26 protein-coding genes are annotated in these 21,725 nt (G+C 51.4%); 6 read left to right on the top strand and 20 right to left on the bottom strand.

Annotated elements, in window-relative coordinates:
* Window positions 1-6 precede the first annotated feature (6 nt).
* The 12 genes from nuoL to pdxS all read right to left on the bottom strand — a co-directional run bounded on the left by nuoL (window position 7) and on the right by pdxS (window position 9,086).
* Window positions 7-1,881: an NADH-quinone oxidoreductase subunit L gene (gene nuoL, locus B2633_RS13730; protein ID WP_483171285.1), complete on the bottom strand. Its 1,875-nt coding sequence runs from the start codon at window positions 1,879-1,881 to the stop codon at window positions 7-9.
* A 16-nt stretch (window positions 1,882-1,897) separates the two neighbouring features.
* Window positions 1,898-2,206, bottom strand: a complete 309-nt coding sequence (gene nuoK / locus B2633_RS13725; protein ID WP_481037704.1) for an NADH-quinone oxidoreductase subunit NuoK — start codon at window positions 2,204-2,206, stop codon at window positions 1,898-1,900.
* On the bottom strand, window positions 2,203-2,712 hold the full coding sequence (locus B2633_RS13720) for an NADH-quinone oxidoreductase subunit J family protein (protein ID WP_481037703.1): 510 nt from the start codon (window positions 2,710-2,712) through the stop codon (window positions 2,203-2,205). The genes nuoK and B2633_RS13720 overlap by 4 nt, the downstream gene beginning before the upstream one ends.
* Window positions 2,713-2,717: 5 nt before the next feature.
* On the bottom strand, window positions 2,718-3,428 hold the full coding sequence (locus B2633_RS13715) for a 4Fe-4S binding protein (protein ID WP_483171283.1): 711 nt from the start codon (window positions 3,426-3,428) through the stop codon (window positions 2,718-2,720).
* A 6-nt stretch (window positions 3,429-3,434) separates the two neighbouring features.
* Window positions 3,435-4,472, bottom strand: coding sequence for an NADH-quinone oxidoreductase subunit NuoH (gene nuoH, locus B2633_RS13710; protein ID WP_483171282.1), 1,038 nt, complete (start codon window positions 4,470-4,472; stop codon window positions 3,435-3,437).
* 21 nt (window positions 4,473-4,493) lie between these two features.
* The gene (locus B2633_RS13705) at window positions 4,494-5,594 is read right to left on the bottom strand and encodes an NADH-quinone oxidoreductase subunit D (protein WP_483171281.1); all 1,101 of its coding nucleotides are present in this window, start codon (window positions 5,592-5,594) and stop codon (window positions 4,494-4,496) included.
* A gap of 3 nt (window positions 5,595-5,597) precedes the next feature.
* The gene (locus B2633_RS13700; protein ID WP_483171280.1) at window positions 5,598-6,065 is read right to left on the bottom strand and encodes an NADH-quinone oxidoreductase subunit C; all 468 of its coding nucleotides are present in this window, start codon (window positions 6,063-6,065) and stop codon (window positions 5,598-5,600) included.
* 1 nt (window position 6,066) lies between these two features.
* Window positions 6,067-6,573 (bottom strand): NADH-quinone oxidoreductase subunit B, encoded by a 507-nt coding sequence (locus tag B2633_RS13695; protein ID WP_483171279.1) that lies wholly within the window; start codon window positions 6,571-6,573, stop codon window positions 6,067-6,069.
* Window positions 6,564-6,920, bottom strand: a complete 357-nt coding sequence (locus B2633_RS13690) for an NADH-quinone oxidoreductase subunit A (protein WP_483171278.1) — start codon at window positions 6,918-6,920, stop codon at window positions 6,564-6,566. The genes B2633_RS13695 and B2633_RS13690 overlap by 10 nt, the downstream gene beginning before the upstream one ends.
* Window positions 6,921-7,354: 434 nt before the next feature.
* The gene (locus tag B2633_RS13685) at window positions 7,355-7,573 is read right to left on the bottom strand and encodes a hypothetical protein (RefSeq protein WP_483171276.1); all 219 of its coding nucleotides are present in this window, start codon (window positions 7,571-7,573) and stop codon (window positions 7,355-7,357) included.
* Window positions 7,574-7,630: 57 nt separating this feature from the next.
* Entirely contained in the window at window positions 7,631-8,254 is a 624-nt protein-coding gene (gene pdxT / locus B2633_RS13680; protein ID WP_483171275.1) for a pyridoxal 5'-phosphate synthase glutaminase subunit PdxT, read from the bottom strand.
* The gene (gene pdxS, locus B2633_RS13675) at window positions 8,214-9,086 is read right to left on the bottom strand and encodes a pyridoxal 5'-phosphate synthase lyase subunit PdxS (RefSeq protein ID WP_483171274.1); all 873 of its coding nucleotides are present in this window, start codon (window positions 9,084-9,086) and stop codon (window positions 8,214-8,216) included. The genes pdxT and pdxS overlap by 41 nt, the downstream gene beginning before the upstream one ends.
* Window positions 9,087-9,213: 127 nt before the next feature.
* Between pdxS and pdxR the strand changes: the two genes are divergently transcribed.
* Window positions 9,214-10,704: a MocR-like pyridoxine biosynthesis transcription factor PdxR gene (gene pdxR, locus B2633_RS13670; protein ID WP_483171273.1), complete on the top strand. Its 1,491-nt coding sequence runs from the start codon at window positions 9,214-9,216 to the stop codon at window positions 10,702-10,704.
* Between the two features lie 58 nt (window positions 10,705-10,762).
* The gene (locus B2633_RS13665; protein ID WP_483171271.1) at window positions 10,763-11,116 is read left to right on the top strand and encodes a hypothetical protein; all 354 of its coding nucleotides are present in this window, start codon (window positions 10,763-10,765) and stop codon (window positions 11,114-11,116) included.
* Window positions 11,117-11,138: 22 nt separating this feature from the next.
* Here the strand turns inward: B2633_RS13665 and B2633_RS13660 are convergent, their stop codons facing one another.
* The 4 genes from B2633_RS13660 to B2633_RS13645 form a co-directional block, all read right to left on the bottom strand.
* The gene (locus tag B2633_RS13660; RefSeq protein ID WP_481037692.1) at window positions 11,139-11,603 is read right to left on the bottom strand and encodes a deoxycytidylate deaminase; all 465 of its coding nucleotides are present in this window, start codon (window positions 11,601-11,603) and stop codon (window positions 11,139-11,141) included.
* Between the two features lie 155 nt (window positions 11,604-11,758).
* Window positions 11,759-12,631, bottom strand: a complete 873-nt coding sequence (map, locus tag B2633_RS13655) for a type I methionyl aminopeptidase (protein WP_483171270.1) — start codon at window positions 12,629-12,631, stop codon at window positions 11,759-11,761.
* Window positions 12,632-12,653: 22 nt separating this feature from the next.
* Window positions 12,654-13,415, bottom strand: coding sequence for a 3-oxoacyl-ACP reductase FabG (gene fabG / locus B2633_RS13650; RefSeq protein ID WP_483171268.1), 762 nt, complete (start codon window positions 13,413-13,415; stop codon window positions 12,654-12,656).
* A gap of 49 nt (window positions 13,416-13,464) precedes the next feature.
* Window positions 13,465-13,665, bottom strand: a complete 201-nt coding sequence (locus B2633_RS13645) for a hypothetical protein (protein WP_483171267.1) — start codon at window positions 13,663-13,665, stop codon at window positions 13,465-13,467.
* 867 nt (window positions 13,666-14,532) lie between these two features.
* Between B2633_RS13645 and B2633_RS13640 the strand changes: the two genes are divergently transcribed.
* Window positions 14,533-15,153, top strand: coding sequence for an acetate uptake transporter family protein (locus B2633_RS13640; RefSeq protein ID WP_483171266.1), 621 nt, complete (start codon window positions 14,533-14,535; stop codon window positions 15,151-15,153).
* Between the two features lie 211 nt (window positions 15,154-15,364).
* On the top strand, window positions 15,365-16,111 hold the full coding sequence (locus tag B2633_RS13635; RefSeq protein WP_483171265.1) for a ParA family protein: 747 nt from the start codon (window positions 15,365-15,367) through the stop codon (window positions 16,109-16,111).
* A gap of 1 nt (window position 16,112) precedes the next feature.
* Here the strand turns inward: B2633_RS13635 and B2633_RS13630 are convergent, their stop codons facing one another.
* Together B2633_RS13630 and yedF are read right to left on the bottom strand one after the other, a co-directional pair.
* Window positions 16,113-17,252, bottom strand: a complete 1,140-nt coding sequence (locus B2633_RS13630; RefSeq protein WP_483171264.1) for an aminotransferase class V-fold PLP-dependent enzyme — start codon at window positions 17,250-17,252, stop codon at window positions 16,113-16,115.
* 21 nt (window positions 17,253-17,273) lie between these two features.
* Window positions 17,274-17,846 (bottom strand): sulfurtransferase-like selenium metabolism protein YedF, encoded by a 573-nt coding sequence (gene yedF / locus B2633_RS13625; RefSeq protein ID WP_483171263.1) that lies wholly within the window; start codon window positions 17,844-17,846, stop codon window positions 17,274-17,276.
* A 371-nt stretch (window positions 17,847-18,217) separates the two neighbouring features.
* Between yedF and B2633_RS13620 the strand changes: the two genes are divergently transcribed.
* Window positions 18,218-18,772 carry a glycerol-3-phosphate acyltransferase gene (locus tag B2633_RS13620; RefSeq protein WP_483171262.1) on the top strand — a complete coding sequence of 185 codons (555 nt, stop codon included), beginning with the start codon at window positions 18,218-18,220 and terminating at the stop codon, window positions 18,770-18,772.
* A 107-nt stretch (window positions 18,773-18,879) separates the two neighbouring features.
* Here the strand turns inward: B2633_RS13620 and B2633_RS13615 are convergent, their stop codons facing one another.
* Entirely contained in the window at window positions 18,880-19,653 is a 774-nt protein-coding gene (locus B2633_RS13615; protein ID WP_483171260.1) for an HD domain-containing protein, read from the bottom strand.
* Between the two features lie 49 nt (window positions 19,654-19,702).
* Complete coding sequence (locus B2633_RS13610) at window positions 19,703-20,476, bottom strand: alpha/beta hydrolase (protein WP_483171258.1); 774 nt, start codon at window positions 20,474-20,476, stop codon at window positions 19,703-19,705.
* A gap of 240 nt (window positions 20,477-20,716) precedes the next feature.
* Between B2633_RS13610 and B2633_RS13605 the strand changes: the two genes are divergently transcribed.
* Entirely contained in the window at window positions 20,717-21,670 is a 954-nt protein-coding gene (locus B2633_RS13605; protein ID WP_483171256.1) for a ketopantoate reductase family protein, read from the top strand.
* Window positions 21,671-21,725 lie beyond the last annotated feature (55 nt).

Genomic DNA, 21,725 nt, shown 5'->3' with positions numbered 1-21,725 from the left:
ACCTCCTCAAGCCAGGGCCGTATAGACGGCCAACAGGGCGCTGATTAGAACTACTACCACCCCGGCAAACAGGTAGAGCGCATAGGTTTGCACCTGTCCATCCTCGGTGTAGCGGAGGGTCCTCCCGGTCCACCCGGTCAGGTAGGCCAGGCCGTTAACCGCTCCGTTTACAATTCTTAAGTCCACCCACTCCAGGACCCGGGCGGTGCCGTCGATAAAGACCGCGATCAAGCGGGCATAGAGTTCATCGATATAGTATTTGTGGTATAACAACTGATAGATTCCCGCCCAGCGTTGACGTAAGTTTTCATGGGATATGGCCTGTTTCTGGTAGATCATCCAGGCCAGGGCTATACCGGCTATTGCAAGCAGGGAAGAAATCACCATTATACTGATACTCGGCTCATGATGGGCTACCCCTGGGGCCGTGATAAAGTGGCCGAAAACGTTGCCCATCAAAGGAGAACCGACAAATCCGGCTCCAACTGCCAGCACCGCCAGTATTAGCAGTGGAACCGTCATGACCGGCTTTGATTCGTGGGCATGTTCGCCATGGCTTTCAGAACCGAAGAAAGCCACAAAAATAAGCCTGAACATATAGAAGGCGGTCATAAAGGCTACCAGTGATCCCAGGGCGTAAAGCAGCATGTTTCCGCTGGCATAAGCCCCTAAAAGGATTTCGTCCTTGCTCCAGAAGCCTGACAGCGGGGGAATCCCGGCCAAGGCCAGGGCCCCGATGACAAAGGTCCAGGTGGTTACCGGCATTTTATGGGCCAGCTGCCCCATCTTCCAGATATCCTGTTCGCCGTCAAGGGCATGAATCACGCTGCCCGCTCCCAGGAACAACAGGCTTTTGAAAAAAGCATGCGTCATGAGATGGAACATGCCAGCCGTCATGGCGCCGATACCCATGGCCATGACCATATAGCCCAGCTGGCTCAAGGTAGAATAGGCCAGGATCCGCTTAATGTCGTTTTGCACCAGGGCGATGGTGGCGGCAAATAGGGCGGTGAAACCGCCGACGGCCGCTATCAACAGCATGGCTTGCGGAACGGCGCTGAAGATGAAGAAGGCCCTGGCCAGAAGATATACCCCGGCCGCCACCATCGTTGCGGCGTGAATCAACGCGCTGACCGGGGTGGGGCCTTCCATCGCATCAGGCAGCCACACATGCAGGGGAAACTGGGCCGATTTTCCGACCGGGCCCGCGAACAGCAGAAATGCTATGGGGACTAAAATCGCCAGGTTTTGATAACCTGCCAGCCGGTCCGCCAGGGTTCCATAATCCAGATTGCCAAACAACACCGCCAAAAGCAGAATGCCCAGAAGGAAGCCGAAATCGCCAACCCGGTTGGTAATGAAGGCCTTCTTAGCGGCTTCCTTTGCGCTTTCACGCCCGAACCAGAAGCCGATCAGTAAATAGGAACACAACCCTACCAGCTCCCAGAACACGAAAACCTGTCCGAAGTTGCTGGATAAGACCAGGCCCAGCATAGAACCTGCGAAAATGCTCTGGTAGGCGAAATAGCTGGCCAAACCCGGGTCTCCCTCCATATATCCCAGGGAGTAGATCTGCACCAGGAGGGCTACGATAGTCACCACCAAAAGCATCACCGTACTCAGCGGGTCGATGAGAATGCCCATATCCACACGCAGGCCGGGCATATCAAGCCAGCGCACCGACTCCACAAAAACCTGCCCGGGCGGGCTGCTGAAAACCTCTGCGGCTATCAGTATGGAGTACAGAAGTGCAAGTCCGATAGCCAGTATAGAGGTGGCAGCAGCCACTTTAGGCCAGCGGTGCAACAGCAGGCCGATGATCACAAAAGCGAGAAAGGGCAGGACTGGTATGATCCAGGCTCCCTGAAGTAAATCGTTCATATAATGCGCTCCCTCCTCACCATTTCATCAGATTGAAATCACTCAAGTCGACAGACTTTCTATGCCGGTATATGGATATTATCAAGGCCAACCCCACTGAGACCTCAGCGGCGGCCACCACTATGATAAAAATGGCAAATAGCTGTCCCACCGCCTGATCAGGATTTATAAAATGGTTGACCGCTACAAAATTGATATTTACGGCATTTAACATCAATTCGATGGACATCAAGATAGCCACCGCGCTGCGCTTGGATAATACTCCATAAACCCCGATGCCAAAAAGACAGGTGGACAGGATCAAATAATGGGTGAGTCCGATCACTGTTCCTCAACTCCCCTCGCCAGGATAATAGCCCCCACCACTGCCAGGAGCAGGAGCACTGCCGCTGCCTCAAAGGCTATTACATAATTGCCCAGTAATAATCCGGCCAGAAGGCCTACGGCGTCTTCAACCGTCCGGCCTTTAACCTCGGGCAGCTCGCTGAACCAGATGGCTGCAACCAGGCCTATGGTCATTACCGCAGCAATATATCCCCCCCAGAGGTGGGTTCCCAGGCTGGGATTAAAGCGGTTGGTCTTATGGGCCTCGCCATGCATGACCAGCATTATGGCGAATATGATCAATACCGAGATGGCGCCGGCATATACCAGGATCTGCACCAGGCCTAGAAAAGCCGCTCCCAGATTGAAGAACAGGGCGGCCACCCCGATAAAGGTCAGGATCAAGGCCAGGGCACTGTGGACTATGTTGCGGCTTAACACCATGCCCAAAGCGCTCAGCAATGTAATCGAGGCGATTAAGACAAAGACCAGGTCATTGATAATCATTAGGCTCACTTCTCCTCACCTCCGGCCTGAGTCTTGCGCTCTTTGGCAACAAAAGCCTGCGCTACTTTACGGGCTTTTTCCTTATCATCGACGATCAAGGCCGCCATCTTATCCCGTTTCTTTTCATCAGCCTGGAGCAAATTCGCCAGGACGGCGGCATCTTCTTCTGTGTCCACATATTTGGCCAGAACTTTCTGCCCCCCCTTGGATAAGGCGGTTTTCATAGCCTGAAGCTGCTTGAGCCGTTTGGCTTCGGCCTCCGCCTCCCGGTCCGGCTCAAGGGCGTCCTGAGGTATCAGCTCTGCTTGCCCTCCTCCGGCATCCACCTGTGTAAGGGCGGGAGGGATATAAACCTTTTTAATCTCATCGCGCCGGTAGGTGGACAGCTCGAAATCATGCACAAAAAATAGTGTATTGGTGGGGCAGGCCTCCACACACAGGTTGCAGAACATGCAGTACTGCAAATCTATGGTGTAGCTGACCAGGCGTTTCTTCTTAGAACCCTCAATAGGCGCAGTCTCAAAACTGAGCACATTATTAGGGCAGGCTTTGGTGCACATCCCGCAGACAATGCAGTTCTTATAATCGAACTCCAGACAGCCTCGGAAACGTTCCTGCAAATAAGGGCGCTGTTCCGGATACTGAATGGTCTTGGGTTTTTCCACCCCGTGTTTCAGGGTGATCCCTAAACCCTTCAAGAGTCCTTTACCAATCATTTTTCATCACCATCCCATCCCGCGGAAGAACTCTATCCCCAGTCCGGTGATCAGTATATTGGCCAGACTGACCGGGATAAGCACTTTCCAGCTAAAAGACATCAGGTGATCCATGCGAATACGGGGGAAAGTCCATTTCATCCACATGAATACCAGCATAATCAAATAGGTTTTTATAATTATCCATAACCAGGAAGGCAGCCAGGGCCCCTGACCGCCGCCAAAGAACAACGTAGCCGCCAGGGCCGACACCGCCACCAGGTTGGTATATTCCGCCAGGAAAAACAAGGCCCAGCGCATGCCGGTATACTCGGTATAAGCGCCTGCTGTCAATTCCTGCTCAGCTTCGGGCATATCGAAAGGCCCCCGATTCAATTCAGCGGTGGCAGCAATAAAATAGGTCAGGAAGGCCACCGGCTGCAAGAGAATAAACCAGTACCGGTTTTGCGCAGTCACTATTTCGGAAAGATTCAAGGACCCGGCAAGCATAACCACTCCCAGCAGGGAAAAAGCCAGGGGGATTTCATAACTGATCATCTGCGCCACCGAGCGCATGGCCCCCAGCAGTGACCATTTATTGTTCGAGCCCCAGCCTGCCATCAACAGGCAGATGGTGGAAAGAGAGCCCAGCGAAATAAAGTAGAACAGACCTACATTGAGATCCACCACCTCCATGCCTTGTCCCAGAGGCAAAACCGCATAAAGCATGACGGCTATCACAATGAAAAGCATCGGTGCGGTCATAAAAATCCAGCGGTCCGCCTGTGAGGGAATGATATCCTCCTTGGTCAAAAGCTTCATGGCGTCGGCAATGGTCTGAAAGGCGCCAAAAGGCCCCAAACGGTTGGGTCCCAACCTTTCCTGAATAAAACCTGATATCTTACGCTCCAACCACACCAGGACAATGACGTTCAGGGTGACGATCACTACGATGATTGTCCATTGCCCGATAAGCAATATCAAATCAGCCCAAATCGGTGGCAGCCCCAGGCTCACCATCCAGGAGGTCAGAATTTGTGCAATATTGGTAAACAAATGTTCCATGGTATCCAACTCCCCCTTTAGTTAACGGTCTGACTCACCCAAAACCGGATCAAGTGTGGCGATATTGGTGATGACGTCCTGCAGTTTGCCGCCCCGGCAAATCAGCGGCAGAACCATCAGATTAATGAACGATGGGGCGCGCACATGCACACGGTAAGGCTTGTCACTGCCATCGCTGACCAGGTGGAATCCCAATTCGCCTTTGGAGGATTCCACGCGATGGTAAACCTCCCGGCCTTTCTCGGGTTTCAGGATTCTCGGCACCTTGGCCTGGATTTCTCCAGAGGGCATATCCCGCAGGGCTTGTTTGATAATCCGCCCGGATTGTTCCATTTCCTCAATTCTCACCATGAAGCGGTCCCAGGAGTCCCCGTTCTGTCCGGTGGGAACCCTGAATTCAAAGCGGGGATAGATGCCGTAGGGGTCGTCGCGGCGCAGATCATAATCGACCCCGCTGGCCCGCAAATTGGGACCGGTTACCCCATAGGCGACAGCGTCTTGAGCCGAAAGAATGCCCACATCTTTGCAGCGCTCCTGCAGGATTTCGTTGCCGCTGATCAGCCCGTGATATTCCGCTATCATTCCGGGCAGATCGTTGATAAAGCTTTCCACCGCGGGGTAAAAGCTCTCCGGCAGGTCGGCACTGATTCCGCCGAGGCGCATGTAGGAAGCAATCATGCGCTGTCCGCTGCTCATTTCAAACATATCCATTATACGCTCCCGGTCCCGGAAGCAATAAACCATTCCGGTGGTAGCCCCCAGATCGATGGCCAGACTGCCTACGAAAATCATGTGAGAGGCAATCCTGGACAATTCCGATACTATGACCCGGATATATTCCGCCCTTTCCGGCACGATAATGCCTGCCAGCTTCTCCACCGCCTGGACGTATCCCAGAGTGGGCAGATGAGAAGCCAGATAATCCAGCCGTGAGGCATAAGGAACAAATTGCGCATAGGTGCGGCTTTCGGCAATTTTCTCCACCGAGCGGTGCACATAGCCCACGTGGACGATGGCGTCTTTCACTTCCTCGCCGTCCATTATGGCTTCGACATGGAGACCGCCGTGAGTGCTGGGATGCTGCGGGCCGATATTTATAGTATAGGTTTCCGTTTCGATCATGCCTCAAACCCCCTTCCCGAAGTCTTTGCGCAGGGGATGACCGCTGAAGTCATCAGGAAGCAAAACCCTGACCAGGTTGGGATGATCAGTAAACTTAATCCCCATCAGATCATAAGCCTCCCTTTCCTGCCAGTCAGCGGTAGGATATATGGCGATAAGTGAAGGTACACTAGAATTCTGGCGCGGAACCCTCACCTTGACAGCAATCTTTTTATCATGGGCCGGAATCCCGTAGAGGTGGTATACCACTTCAAATTCTTCCCCATAGTCTACGGCATCCAAGTTGCCCAGGTAGTTCATGCCCCAATCATCATAGAGAGACTGCATAACTGCAGGAAGGGCCCCAGGCTCTATCTTGAGATAGGCGAAATACTGGTCATAGTTCACTTCCAAAGGTTTAAACCGCTCATTAAGAGCAGCGGCCAGCTCTGCCATATGGTTGTCCTTAGCAGTATTAGACTCCTCTGCCATATCAGTAATCACCCCGTTCCACTTTCTTTTTTAATTCCAAGAGCCCGTGAAACAAGGCTTCTGGCCGGGGAGGGCACCCGGGCACAAATATATCCACTTTGAACAGAGTATCGGCTCCGGGGAGAATACTGTAGCCATCCCGAAAAGGTCCCCCGCTGGTGGCGCAATTGCCCATAGCCAACACCCATTTGGGTGAAGGCATCTGCTCATAGACCCTTTTTACCACCGGCGCCATTTTTAACGTGATGGGGCCGGCCACTATGAGCAAGTCAGCCTGCCTGGGCGAAGCCCGAAAAACCTCATAACCATAGCGGGCAATATCAAACCGGGCCGCTCCTGAAGCCATCATTTCAATCGGGCAGCAATTGCAGCCATAGGACAGCGGCCAAAAAGATCGGGCCCGACTCCAATTCCAAATCTTCTCCAGAGTGGTAACGATAATATTGTGCTTCTCCAGCTGTTCCACATCACTGCTGCCATCCCGGGTATCAGCCTCGTTTAATACCATTTCAGCGCACCTTCCTTCCAGGCATACCACAGACCTACCAATAAAATGGCGATAAAGATGATCATCTCAATAAACGCAAATAAGCCCAACTGCTGAAACTTTACCGCCCAGGGAAACAGAAAAATGGTTTCAACATCGAAAGCCAGGAATACCAGGGCATATAAGAAATAGTTGACCCGGTAGCGCATCCAGCTGGGTCCTTTGGTGTCTACGCCGCACTCATAGGGCAGCAGCTTCTCCTGAGATGGCCGGGGCTTGGCCCGAAAAAGCCGGGCGGCGACCATAGCCCCTACCGGGAAAGCCAGGGTTAACAACAGGAAAATACCGAGGGTCGCTTGATCAGACATCTGTTTAGGCCTCCTTCAAACTGATTCTGAACCAGTTTAGAATCAGCATTACCAAAAAGTGATTCAGATTTAGTATTAGCAATATTTTAAAATAGTTCTATTGTTTGTTCAGGCCGTTAGCGATTATGCTAAACATTTCACATGCTTTTTCATAACCAGTATGAATACTATATGTAGAGTTTTCATGAGTAAATAAAAGTATCAATACAATTTTAAGCTTATCAGAAAAGCTATAATTTTGGCAAACTATGCCAATCAGGAATGGTTTTGCCCCCTGGAATTGAAATTCTTTTTACCGGATTTTAAGAATCTGAAATGAGCCCACGTAAAACATTATGCAAGCTTTATGCCAAACCAGGGGATGGTATAAAGCTGATCGAGGAGGAATCCCGCACCACATAGCAGAAATAGCCTGACAAATGAGGATTAGCAAGTTAAATGTCTTTGAGGGCAAAGCTGATTAAAACCTTGCCAAAGATAACTGTTCTGGCGATATCCGCTCCCATCAAGGAATAAATCACGAATAATATTGCAGTTCGAGACATTCCGGAGGCATAAAACCGTTCGAAATCGTGACAGTTCTGCGACATTTTTGTAACAGTGTTGATAAAATCATCGGGGCGTTTCGTTTGCTTATCCCCCCGGATAAACAAACGAAACGCCCCCTAGTCTCAGGTAAACAAACGTCCTCGTATCTCTGAGGGCTGTTTTTAAGCAGCCCCCTGGAGCATATTGGCAAAGAATTGATGAAAGCGCAAATCGCCGGTGAGTTCAGGATGAAAAGCAGTAGCCAGGATGTTTTGCTGTTTTACCGCCACAACATGGCCTTCCAGACGCAGCAGGACTTCGACCTCAGGCCCAACTTGTTCGATATACGGGGCTCTGATAAAAACCAGCGGAAAAGGCTCAGGGGACACTTGGTCCACTACCGCCCGGGTCTCGAAACTGTCCAGCTGGCTGCCATAAGCGTTGCGGCGCACGGCTACATCCAGCACATTCAAATAAGTCCAGTCCTGATTCACAATCTGATTGGCTAAAAGTATCATACCCGCGCAGGTGCCCCACACCGGCATACCCTCTTTGATGCGGTCCTGAAGGGGCTGCTTCAAGTCATACTCCATAAGCAGCTTGCCCATGGTGGTGCTCTCACCGCCCGGCATGATTAAAGCATCTACTCTTTCCAGCTGTGCCCTGGTATTAACCGCCAAACCCCGCACATTGCCGAGGCTGTTCAGGCATTCCAGGTGTTCGGCCACCGCTCCCTGTAACGATAGCACTCCAATAGTGGTCATCTTACCATCCCCGCTGTGCATATTGATCTTGCAGTTTATCAATCTCTAGTCCAGCCATGGCTTCGCCTAAGCCGGCCGATACCTCAGCCAATACCGCCGGATCATTATAGTAGGTGGTGGCTTTAACTATAGCCTGGGCTCTGCGGGCAGGATCCTCGGATTTAAAAATGCCGGAGCCGACAAAAATGCCGTCGCAGCCTAACTGCATCATCAAGGCGGCATCCGCCGGAGTTGCGATTCCGCCTGCCGCAAAATTGACTACCGGCAGTTTCTTACGTTCCGCGACATATTCCACCAGGTCAAAAGGAGCGCCGATCTCTTTGGCAAAGGTCATGCGCTCTTCGCTGGGGAGCATTTGCACCTGCCTGATTTCAGCCATGATCTGGCGCATATGGCGCACCGCTTCAACTACGTTTCCGGTTCCGGCTTCACCTTTGGTACGAATCATAGCGGCGCCTTCGCCAATGCGCCGCAGGGCTTCGCCCAGATTTCTGGCTCCGCACACAAAGGGAATCTTAAAGCTCCGTTTGTCGATATGAAACATATCGTCAGCCGGGGTTAAGACTTCGCTCTCATCTATATAGTCAATGCCGATGGCCTCCAGAATCTGCGCTTCCACAAAGTGGCCGATTCTTACCTTGGCCATCACCGGTATGGTTACGGCTGCTTTTATCTGCTTTATCATGGTAGGATCAGACATGCGGGCAACGCCGCCCTGTTTGCGGATATCGGCCGGCACTCTTTCCAGGGCCATAACCGCGACGGCGCCTGCCTTCTCGGCTATCAGTGCCTGTTCTACATTGGTTACGTCCATGATGACTCCGCCTTTAAGCATTTGAGCCAGGTTCTTGTTGAGGCTGTATCTTTCCTCCATTTTGGTTCCTCCCTTGTATGTCTTATATCATATGTTATACTGTATGTATCGATACAATTATCGATTATAGTTTATAACGAATATATTATTGCACACCGTTAATTCAGTGTCAACGAGGTGATTATCCGTGTTTGACCCCTATGTATCGATACAATTACAGCGCGACCATCCCCTGCCATTGTACCAGCAGCTTTACCTGCAGATTAAAAATACCATATTGTCGGGGCAGCTGGAGAACGGCCAAAAACTGCCCCCTATCCGCAGCCTGGCGTCCCGGCTGGGGGTTAATACGGTAACGGTGGTACAGGCCTTTCGCTGTCTGGAAAGAGAAGGACTGGTAATAGCCCGGGTGGGCAAGGGTACTTTTGTTTCTTATCCCGCAGAGGCCGCCCAGACCATTTCTGCATCCCCTGGCACAGCCGTCCCTCCGGAGTTTACCCCTGACGTCCCCGACAACTGGCAGGTGCCGGTACCGCCGGAGGCCGTCAATTTCGCCACCCTTACCCCGGACGCAGAACTGTTTCCGGTTGATGACTTTCAATCCATAATAAATCAGGTGTTGAACCGGGATCGCGGTGAAGCTTTCGGGTATCAGGAAAGTCAGGGCTACTACCCGCTGCGCTGCAGTGTGGCCGCCTATCTGTCTCAAAGAGGCATAAACTACGATGCCGAAGCTATACAGGTCATATCTGGGGCGCAGCAGGGCATCGACATCATCGCCCGCTCCCTGATCGTTCCGGGGGACCGGATATTCACTGAAAGCCCCACCTATACGGGGGCACTGGCTTCTTTCCGTTCCAGGGGCGCTCAGATTCAGGCCATTCCCCTCCAGGCTGACGGCATCGACCTGGAGGCTTTAGAAAAGCAGCTACGTATACATCACCCCAAGCTGATGTATGTTATGACCAACTTCCAGAATCCAACCGGCATCTGTTACAGCCCTCAAAAGCAGGCAGCCCTGTTAGATATTTGCCGCCGCTGGAATGTGGTTTTGATTGAAGACGATTCTTTTACGGAACTATCCTATGACGGGCGGGAACGACGAGCTCTAAAAGAACAGGATGAAGACGACCGGGTGATTTATATTAAGAGCTTCTCAAAAATACTTATGCCCGGATTGCGCCTGGCTTTTATGCTGGCGCCCCGGCATTTGCTGCCGCAGTTGATGGCGGCCAAGCACATCGCGGATATATCCACTTCCGGTTTGTTGCAGCGGGCCTTTGACCTGTATCTGCGTCAGGGCTTGTGGAAAACTCATTTGGACTATATGAAAAAATGCTACCTGGAGCGTTACCGCCATATTTTAGAGTCCATGCGGCGCAGTTTCCCACCCGGAGTTACCTTTCAGGAGCCTGAAGGCGGTCTTTGCATCTGGGTGCAAGGCCGGCCGGGTCTATCCTCTAATCGGCTCTATGAAGCCTGCCTGGCCAATCAGGCGGTGATCGCCCCGGGGAGCCACTTTTACCCCGACAACAGTGACAGCAGCTTCTTCCGGCTCAGTTTTGCGGCTTTATCGGCACAGGATATAAGCCAGGGCATACCCATTATCGCCCGCCAGTTGAAAATGTCACCCAACCCCGGCATTGACCCGCGTCAACGTTACAGCCCGCTGCTGTGAGGTGTTTGGTGAACTTCACTGGGCATCTGGTGAACATATCTGTCTCTTCAGGAATATAATGGATAGAAATAAAATGAAGGATGATGAAGAGATGAGTAGAAAGGTGTTTGATCATGTCAGCCGCAAGCGCCTGGCAGCTATGAAAGCCATCATGCGCCGGCGCATAAGCGCATATGCCCGGGAAAACGGCTATGAAATCCAAACCTGGCACGTTCCCGAGGCGGCTGATTCAGTCTGGCATGTCGTACTGAGAAGCAAAAAAGGAAAGCCGAAATTGGATTTTATGGCCCGGGTGCAACACGACTCCACAGCCCAGCGGCTGACCATCGCCATGATGCGCAAGCCCTGGTTCGTAACCTATGAAAGCGCTTTAGCCCAGTTGCAAAGCGTTTATAAAGCTACCCGTTCCTGATGTATGATCAGGAAGGCCACTTTTATTGATGGTAGCTGGGGTGCCCTTCTGGGACTATCCCCCAGGAGGTGCCATCCCCGCTGCGGCAGATGACTTTATAAATACCGGCGTTTAAAATAATTCTTTTGCACAAGAAGCAGGGGTCCGCGTCCAAGACTTCCCCGCTTTTCACGTCATATCCGGCCAGATAAAGGGTGGCCCCCATGGTCTTCTCCCTTCCCGCATTGATTATGGCGTTCATTTCCGCATGGACACTGCGGCATAGTTCATAGCGCTCCCCCTGGGGGACATTCCGGGCTTCCCGTTCACAAACCCCCAGGTCACAGCAATTGGGTAAACCCCGCGCTGCTCCGCTATACCCGGTAGAAACGATCGCATCGTCTTTGACTATTACCGCTCCGTAATTCCTGCGTAGGCAGGTGCCCCGGGATGCGACATCGAGAGCGATGTTGAGATAGTAATCGGTCTTACTCGGTCTGGGCTTCATTTCAACCCTCCCCCTAGTCGGCTTTATCATGGCCGCCAACTGCCTCTATTGGTATCTTCATTTAATACTTACGCTTTCCCGGCCCCAGTTAGACCCTTTCAAGAACCCTCCCGGAGCCGGCAGCCTTTCATCAAACCGGACAACAAGAACCGCACTTAAGCGGTCAAAACTTCTACCCCGGTTTCCGTAACCCTTACGGTTTGTTCCCATTGTGCAGACAGGGAACCGTCCGCAGTAACTGCAGTCCATCCGTCATCCAGCACCCGACAGCGGTAGTCCCCGGCATTTATCATGGGTTCGACGGTAAAAACCATGTTGGGCACCAACACCATGCCCCGGTTGCGGCCGCCGTAATGAGGCACAAAAGGATCCTCGTGAAATCCCAATCCGATGCCATGGCCGCCATAATCGCGCACTACCGAATAACCGAATTTCTTGGCGTGTTGTTCGATAGCATACCCAATGTCTCCGGTGCGGTTCCAGGGTTTAACCTGCTCTATACCCAGATTAAGGCATTCCCGGGTTACCTCAACCAGCTGGCGCGCTTGCGGGGAAGGCTCCCCGACAAAGTACATACGGCTGATATCACCATAGAAACCATCCACAATAGTGGTGACATCAACATTTACAATGTCCCCCTCTTTTAAAGCGTAATCTTGCGGAATACCATGGCAGACCACCTCGTTCACTGAAGTGCAGCAGCTTCTGGGAAAACCTTTATAATTCAAAGTCGCCGGTACGCCGCCTGCGGTAATGGTTTGATCATGAACGAACCGATCGATTTCTATAGTCAAGACTCCCGGCTTGATCAGCGGCTCCAGCTGATCAAGAATGGTTTTACTGACCTGGCCGGCCCTGCGAATGCCCTCGATCTGTTCTGGTTTCTTTATGATCTCGGGACCGGGTACCGGGATGCCGCGCAACTTCATTTCATATAATTTTTGTTCTTGTTCCATGTGGCATTTCTTGTACTTTTTGCCACTTCCGCACCAGCAGGGATCATTTCTGTTTATACGTCGGAAAAACATCTTATTACCTCCATTGACGCTATCAAGCCTTCCAGCCTCCGTCCAAAGCCAGAACACTTCCATTGACAAAGGAATTCTGGGGGGACAGTAAAAACAGGCAGGCCCGGGCGATGTCTTCAGGCTGCCCCCATCGCCCCACCGGCAGCAATGAAAGCAGGTCGCCCATCTCCCCTTCATCCATATCCCGGCACAGCATGTCAGTTAAGACCGGTCCTGGCGCAATGGCATTCACGGTAATACCCGAAGGCCCCACCTCGGATGCCAGTGACTTGCTTAAGGCGATCAGCCCGCCTTTGGAAGCAGCGTAGGCAGCCTCACATGATGCGCCGCATACGCCTTGCATGGAGGCAATATTGACAATGCGCCCGAAACGTTTGCTTATCATAGCCGGCAAGGCCCGACGCGAGCATAGAAACGGACCGGTCAGGTTAACGGCCATCAGCCGTGCCCAATCCTCATCTCTGGTATCGGTCAGAAGGCCCTTAAAAGCAATGCCGGCATTGTTGACCAGCAGATCAACCGGTCCCAGTCGATCCTCTACCCGTAAGAACATATCCTCAACCAGTCTGCCATTGCTCACGTCTGCTTTTATGGCCATAGCCTGCGCCCCGCCGGCTATCAGTTCGTCTTCAAGGGTCAGCGCGGCCTGTTCAGACTGATGGTAGTTAACCGCTACCGCAGCCCCGGCGCCGGAAACAGCCCTGGCAATAGCCCTGCCAATGCCCCGGGAGGCCCCCGTAATCAGACACACCAAGCCTTTCAGGGTGGCGCTTGTCGTCATCATCGCTTTTCCCCTGTTTTTTCCTCTTTCTTTAGGTTCAAGTCATTACACCTTATATCTGCATTTCATCCAGCAGTTTCTTAACATGATCGATATCCACCCCTCCAGCCATACGGGGCTGTCCATCAATGGCCGTAATCGGGAAACTGTAACCCATTTGCACTACGTGAGATATCAGCGGGAAGGAACTGAGCGGGGTTTGGGCAGTGTCTATGTAGTCAACCTGCACTCTATCTCCATAGGTTCGCTGCAATTCAGCCTTGAGCTTATCTGCTAATTCCGAAACAGTTGGTCCACAACTGTCCCCGGGCGTACAACCCGAGGAACAGCTTCACCCTCCGGAAGGAGCTATGCCCCCGAATACCTCTATCTTTATAACATCCGCGCTCATTTTATATCCTCCTAAAACTTGAATATAATCCAATATGCACTACCTTATATTATACCGATAGACTCCGCTCTTAACCACTAATATTGAAGCTTGCAGCCAGCTTTATCCCTGCAGCTTCAAGATGCATAAGACTATTCCACAATTTTTGTCCATATTTTTTATCCGGCTCACATATATATAGCAATAAAGCCATGATACAAGTCCTTGGGCGGTATAGTTCTTGACAAAACCCTACATGTCCAATAAAATAAAATCACTTATGTATAGAATTCGCACCCATTGCATACAATTAATAGGTTAATCAAGCATAATCACTGTTTAGTATAGGCGTATTGGTGAGACCCGGTTTAGGGTATATACCGTAGCTAAGCATTATATGTTTTCCTCCAACTAAATCCTCGATTTCAGGAAGGAAAGGCAGAGGAGATCACAGAAAAACCGGAAATGCTGTATTCGTCATAGCCAACACAGCAGGGATCACAGCCGAAATACACTATTAATTGCCCAACCTTGACTACCTTTCATGGACAGTACCTTCACGTGGTGTTCGCAGAGAGACAAATGACACCACATTCATCTACTATTCCCTAACCCGGTGAAACTGTTTTGGGCTTCCGGGAGGAAAACCAGTTGTACTCCTTAAGAGCCCATTGGATTTCTGTAACAAGGAGGTGAATCAGCCTAACGGAATCCTGAAAATTAAGAAGAGGAAAAAAAGGAGGAGTTTAGATGTCAGGTAATTCATCTTGGGCAAATCCTGCCCCTGCAGGGTTGGTAGCACTAGCAGTTGCATGTTTTACGTTTTATGCGGTATTGACCGGCAAAGTGTCCGGAACCGCGGCGCCCTTGTTAGGATGTTGGATTATCGGTGGTTTCGTAGTGCAGTTGGTAGTGGGTTTAATTGAATTGGCCGAGGGCGCAACAACCGGCGGTAATATTTTCCTGTTCTTCTCGGCATTCTTCATGCTGGTCGGCGGATTAGAATTCTTCGTCAAGGTTTATTCAGCCAAGCTGACCGGGATTGCGGTTGATACTAGAATCGACGGATGGGCCTGGATGGCTCTATGGTTCGTTTTATGGCTATGGACCCCGGCCTATTTTAGAGCACCCCTGGTTATGACTATACTAGTCCTGGCATTGGACGTTGCAGTACCTCTGGTAGCATTGACTGACGGCATGTGGCTGCCCAAAGCTCAATATTCTCCCATCGCCGGTATCTTCCTGCTGATCTCTGGTATCTGCGGTATCTACATGAGTGCTGCGATAGTATTAAATACAGAATTTAAGAAAGTCGTACTACCTGTAGGTAGTCCGCTTCTCAAACCTGCGGCAGCCAAAATCGAACAATAATCGGTTCAGGCTGTTTTTTCATCCTGAATAAGGAGAAATTAAGCGAATTATCCCAAGGTCTTATTGATTAGATTATCGGGGTACTCGAGTGAAACGATGGTTTTTAAATAAGTGGGTGTAAAAACCCACTTATTTTTTGCCCTTTTTGGCAGGCAGGATAGCCGGTGTTATGTGCCGAAATGAAATTTACTCGGGAAAGGAGGCGAGCCTAATGCGGGTTCTGGCCATATACAACCCCAAAGGCGGCTGCGGCAAGACAACCTCCGTCTTGAATATCGGTTTTGCTTTACACAGTATGGGATACCGGGTAATGCTGGTGGATGCAGATCCTTTGGGTTCTTTGAGTGCCGCCCTGCAGATCTCCGCCGGTGCAAGCGGGACTTATCGGCTGCTCAAAAAGCAGGCCTCCTGGAGTGATCTCAAAGAGGTGCGCGGGGTGGCCGCGATGCCCTCCAGCCGATCCCTGGCGGCATTGGAGGTGGAGATGGCCGGGGCCATAGGGCGGGAAACCTTATTGAAACAGGCTCTTAAAGAGGCGCCTGATTACGGTTTCGTGCTGATTGACTGTCCGCCGGGTTTGGGCCTGCTCAATATCAATGCCCTGGCCGCAGCCGATGAAGTGTTGGTACCGGTTTTGGCCGAGTACCTGGATCTAAAGATATTGTCTCACCTGGCAGATACCGTCGCTGCGGTGAGGAAATATCTCAACCCCCAGCTTTCTCTTCTGGGTCTTTTCATCAACCGCTTCAGCCGCCGCAAGATCAATAAAGAAACCCTGGCCGGGCTAAACCGGCTCTTCCCGGGATTGGTTTTGCAGACCATGGTGCGGGACAGTGTTTCGATCACCGAATCCCCGGCCCGGGGACTGGATGTATTAGCCTACCGGCCCAACAGCAACGGGGCCGTTGATTACCTGCGCCTCAGCAGGGAAATATCTTCAACTTTTCCCCGCCAATAGCTCAGGTCCGGGCTATGTGCCGCAATGCCTCAATGACTTTTTGAACTTCATCCGTAGTATTGAAAAATCCGGGACTTATTCTGCAGGCTCCCAGCTCGGCTGTACCTATGGTCTGATGAGCCAGCGGAGCGCAGTGCATTCCCGAGCGGGTTATGATACCATAATTCTGGTCCAGCAGCAAACTCACTTCTCCGCAATCGATCCCGGCGATGTTGAATGATATCACCGCGGTCATGAGCCGGCTGTCACCCGGACCGTAAATCTTGAGACCGGGTATGTTCCGCAATTCCCTGATTAAAAGATCGGTGAGTTCTTGTTCATGACGGCGAATATTCTCCATCCCGGTCTTAAAAATAAACTCGAGACCAGCTGCCAGACCGGCAATACCGGGTGTATTAGGGGTGCCGGATTCCAAACGGTCAGGCATGATCGTGGGCTGATCCAGAGATTCGGAAGCAGACCCGGTACCGCCCTCTCTGAGCAGACGCAGCTTCACCCGGGGATGCACGTAAATACCCCCGGTGCCCTGAGGCCCCAACAAGCTTTTATGGCCGGTAAAGGTGAGAATGTCGATGTGACTGGCCTCCACATCTATGGGCAATACCCCCGCCGTCTGAGCGCTGTCAACCATAAAAAGAAGTCCATACTGATGAGCAATTTGGCCTACATCCTTTATCGGAAGTATAGTCCCGGTCAGGTTGGAAGCGTGCAGCATGCAAATCATGCGGGTATTGGCCTTGACAGCCGGCGCAATATGGGCGGGATCCAAAGAGCCATCCGGCCTGCAGGGAACTCTGGTCCATTCCACACCCTCTTGGGAAAGCCCATACAGGGGACGGGCCACGGCGTTATGTTCCATGCTGCTGGTGATGATGTGATCACCCGGCCTCAGTACTCCTTTTAGTCCGATGTTGATGGCATCGGTAATATTAGCGGTGAAGGCAATTTGAGCCGCATCAGCTATATTAAACAAGCGAGCCAGCAATTCACGGCATTCCAGCAAGACGGCTCCCGCTTTCAGTGTGGATTGGTGACTCCCCCGCCCCGGACTGCCTCCGAGGTTGCGATTAAAATAATCGACCGCCCGGTATACCGCCTCCGGCTTAGGAAAGCTGGTGGCGGCATTGTCCATATATATCAATTGGAGGTACTCTCCTTTCTTTTATAGGGTGAGGTTCCGGGATGTACTCGTCAAAATCTCCATGGCGGTATACATGTTGGTGACCGCTCCCACTGCCAGCTGTTCTTTGATATTATAATAGTCCAGACAGGTTCCGCAGCTCAGAATGGATATACCTTTTTCCTCCAGAGCCTGTAAATGATCCAGAAGCGGAGACCCGGCAACTGTCAGTAAAACCCCCCGGTTCATAAATATTATATATTTGATCCCCGCGGTTTCGTTGAGGGTATATAAAAAGCTTTTCATCAGGATCTGCCCCAACTCGGCATCGCCATTCCCAAAAAGGTCGCTTTTCACTAAAACCGAAACCTCTTCGGCCGCAGCGGGCGCATTCTGGGGGGCTGCCTTTTTTTTCAGGGTAATATGGAATTCCCCGCCTTTTTCTTCAACAGCCACATCATATCCCTGGCTGATGCCCATTTTGCTGACATTCTCCCGCGCAGCCTGATTGCTTACCATGATCACAATGTGCTCCTCGCCCAGGTCCACCCCTCTCTTGGTGAGTATCACCGGCTCCGGGCAGTTTAATCCTCTGGCATCTATAGTATATGGCAACGATATCATCCTTTCCGATTAACAGACTGTATATAAAACTACTATATCATATTGGCAATTATACTTTAAATAATAAATAGTTATGTTTAGCGGGGCATATACCCGGGGCTGGGAAGGAATGGGAAACAGATCCGGGATCTGTTCCTTTTCCCGGGCCGAACTGACAATTAACCCCGGCAGGAGTTTGAGCCGGGCCATGCCGAATTATATGGGGGTATGTATGACGGGCATAAGCCAATTGCTCCCGGGCATAAGATATATCAATCGGGCGTTGTACAGACGAGAAGGACCGCAGGATGTCCCCACAGTTCTATTGAAAGGATTTTATCCGCTTCCCGCCGAAATAATGCGGGATCAGGATGGGAAGATTTATGGAATATGGTTATTTGCTCATGGCAGAGACAGTAGCCCTGTGCTACCTTATAGGGAGTATACCCAGCGCTTACCTTCTGGGTAACGCCTGCTTTCACCTGGACATTCGCGAGCACGGCTCAGGCAATATGGGCACCATGAATACACGCCTGATTATGGGCTGGCTGCCAGCCCTGGCAGTGTTTATTGTGGATTGCGGAAAAGGAGCAGCCGCAGCCTGGATTGCAGATTGTTTGGGGGTCGATGCCCTGTTGGGGGTGACAGCGGCGGTAAGCGGCCATATCTGGCCGGTTTGGCTGAAGTTTTCCGGAGGCAAAGGTCTGGCTACCAGTTTAGGCGGTCTTCTATGGTCAATTCAACCTGTGGCAATTGCGGTTTTTATTGTTGCCTGGCTCTTGGTTTATGCCCTGTGGCGTCAAGCCGACCCGGCCGCAATGGGCGGCGGATTCGCCATGGCAGTCTGCGCTCTCAGCACCGGCCCATTGATCTGGCTGGCTGCGCTGGGATTAATCATAGCTTTCAAACATTATTTGAGCTATAGCCGCTCGGCCTGACCTCGAATCGAAATCTCTCCCTGCATTAAACAGACTTATTTTAAAAATAGGGCCGGGCTATAGAAGCCGTTACGGTCACTTGATTTGCAGAAGGTATGTAAGGTGATTTACAAAGACAGTTTCAAGCGCTCTATGCGCCGGCACAACCAGTCCCGTATGGGCCGGTAATCCCTTTCGCCCCCCCTGCCGAGATAGTCGGCTTCCGATAGCAACAACAATTCGTCCACATTGACCCTGCCCAGCAAGCGGCGTATGGCTTTATTACTGACCTTTTCTTTTTGCTTATACAACAAAACCGGCTGCATATGCTCTCTGACCAGCTGCTGTACGGTTCTGACCAGATCTGGCGGAGCCTTGAATTCTGTCAAAAAGCTGGCCGCCATCTTGCTGCCGATTACATCATGTCCATAAGAGGTGACCTTGCCCTTATGGTGGCCAATGGTAACCGGTTTACCGATATCGTGCAAAAGCGCGGCCAGCATCAAGGCCTGGGGATTGCCGGAATCTTTCATACGCAGCCTGCATTGGTCTACAACCAGCATGGTATGTTCAAAAACATCGCCTTCAGGGTGATGGCTCTTTTCCTGCCGGCATCCCACCAGGGCATGGAGCAGCGGATGAAGCTGCTCTAAAATACCGCATTTCAGCATATAACGAAACCCCCGGGATGGCCGGACTGATAAGAACAGCAATTTGCTCAGCTCTGTGAAAACGCGCTGCCGGTCTAAACCGCTGTAATCAATAGACCTGATTAATTCAACAGCATCGCTGTTGATAGGGATATCGAAACGGGCTGCCAACAACACCAGGCGATAAGCTCGCCAGGGGTCAGCTTGAAGCCAGCCCGGATCAGTGTGAATTCTATTTATAAGCCTTGACAATATCATGTTCTCGTTTTTCCCTTGCTTGAAATGGTAATATAAAATTGACTTAACAATTGTTTATGAATTCTTGAATGGCACCAAAATAACGCGGCAGGTCGCGGAATATTATGTCATTGTGGCTGGCCCCGGGCATGGTAAGCATTTGCTTATTAGCTGAGCCCAGGGTGTCATATATCAACTTACCCTCGGACCAGGGTACCAGGGTGTCACGGTCCCCGTGCAAAATCAGGGCTGGCAGCTTGATTTGCCCTATCATCTCCAGGCAAGCCTCTTCAATGCTCTTCAAGCGGGGATTGGGGTCCATAATACCAAAATGGGTGATAAGGCGCGTTACGCTGGCAAAGCCGCTCTCAATGATAAAACCCCTCATCTCTTGCGGGTATCCATAGGCCAGGTGCAGTGCAGCGATGCTGCCCATAGAGCGCCCCATAACCCAGCACTCCGACTGATTATAACGCTCTTTGACCTGTCGTTTGATTTCAGCTAAGACCTGTTCGGCATCACTGATCAAAGCGGTCACCGACGGCCTGCCCTGGCTTAATCCGTAACCGCGATAATCCGCCACCACCAGGTTTACCCTGCAGAGATGATAAAGGGGAGCGATTTGGTCATAATCGCCGGCTACTTCACCGTTGCCATGAAAGTAGAGCATCCAGGGCCAGCCTGGATCGGCCACATAAAAGCGGCAGGCCACCCGGACATTGTCTCCGGCCTCCACAAAATAATCGTAGCTGCCGGGAGGATTTTCACTGGCATCTGACCGCGGATAAAAAAGATATTGCAGCACCTGGGGCTGGTCCACATAACTGTATTCGGGCATATCATTCTCCCTTTCCCCATATTTAATACCAAATAGCAGCCTGCTTAAAAACCTGGCAGTCTACAAACAGCTGGCAATCCTGGGGCAAATCAATGCGCCAGCCCCTCATACCCCGATCCACCGCCGTGATAAACCGGTCTTCTAAATAAAAGCCTCTTGACGGCAGCGCAATAGAGTATAATACTAACTGGAAACATCCCTATACAAAAACATATCAAATGACAAAAGGCGGTTTAAGTGATGAAAATATTAGTATTCGGCCTGGGGGCCCTGGGCTCAGTATACTCGTGCCTTTTAAAGCGGGCCGGCCATCGGGTGTCCGGTATCGACATTCCTGCAGTGGCATCCCGTATCGGCCGGCAAGGGGTTCAGATTCAGGGTATTTGGGGCGAGCATCAGGCCTATTTAGATCAGGTGGCGGCTTCCGTAGACCAGTTAGCCGATCGGGATTTTGATTTGATTATAGTTACCGTGAAGGCTTACCAGACTGCCGCGGTATCTCAAGTCTTAAAGTCTTGTATTAAGGATAACACCTATGTGCTTCTGGCGCAAAATGGCTATGGCAATTATGAAGCCGCCTCCGAATACATTGCCGCCGACCGCCTCATCCTGGGGCGGGTGATTTTCGGTGCGGTAACCCTAGAGCCGGGTATATCCCAGGTGACCGTTATAGCTGATGATGTTCTGTTAGGCCATCCTCATCAACTGATAGATGAAGACCGGCTGCAACAACTGGCCGATGTTTTTTGCGAGGCAGGTATTCCCACCCGGGTGTCACCCAATATTATGGAGTTAATATGGGCAAAAATCATTTATAACTCAGCACTGAACCCTCTCGGTGCTATTCTGGAGGTGCCTTACGGCAAACTCGCCGAGATGGAATGGAGCCGTCAGCTGATGGATCAAATCATAAACGAGATTTTTGCGGTCCTGAAAGCCCTGGAACAGCCCACCCCCTGGAAAGACGGCGAGGCCTATCGGAGTTCGTTTTACCGTCAAATGGTTCCTTCTACCGCGGCTCACCGGGCTTCCATGCTGCAGGATATTCAACGGGGCCGAAAAACCGAAATCGAGGCATTGAACGGTGCGGTAGTCAGGCTGGGGGAACGCCTGGGGGTGGAAACACCTGTTAATCGTGTTATAACCTCTCTTTTACAGTGCAAAGAAACCCTGGGGTCTATCAAAGCCGGCTAATGCTTTGCAAAATCGGCCGATATCCTCTGTTGGTGTCGCGGGGAGGGGGTTGTTG

Origin of the sequence: Syntrophomonas sp. UBA1041, assembly GCF_002316705.1 — a bacterium.
In the GTDB taxonomy this organism is placed as follows: Bacteria; Bacillota; Syntrophomonadia; order Syntrophomonadales; family Syntrophomonadaceae; genus DTU019.
This window is presented reverse-complemented; position numbering and strand designations above follow the sequence as displayed.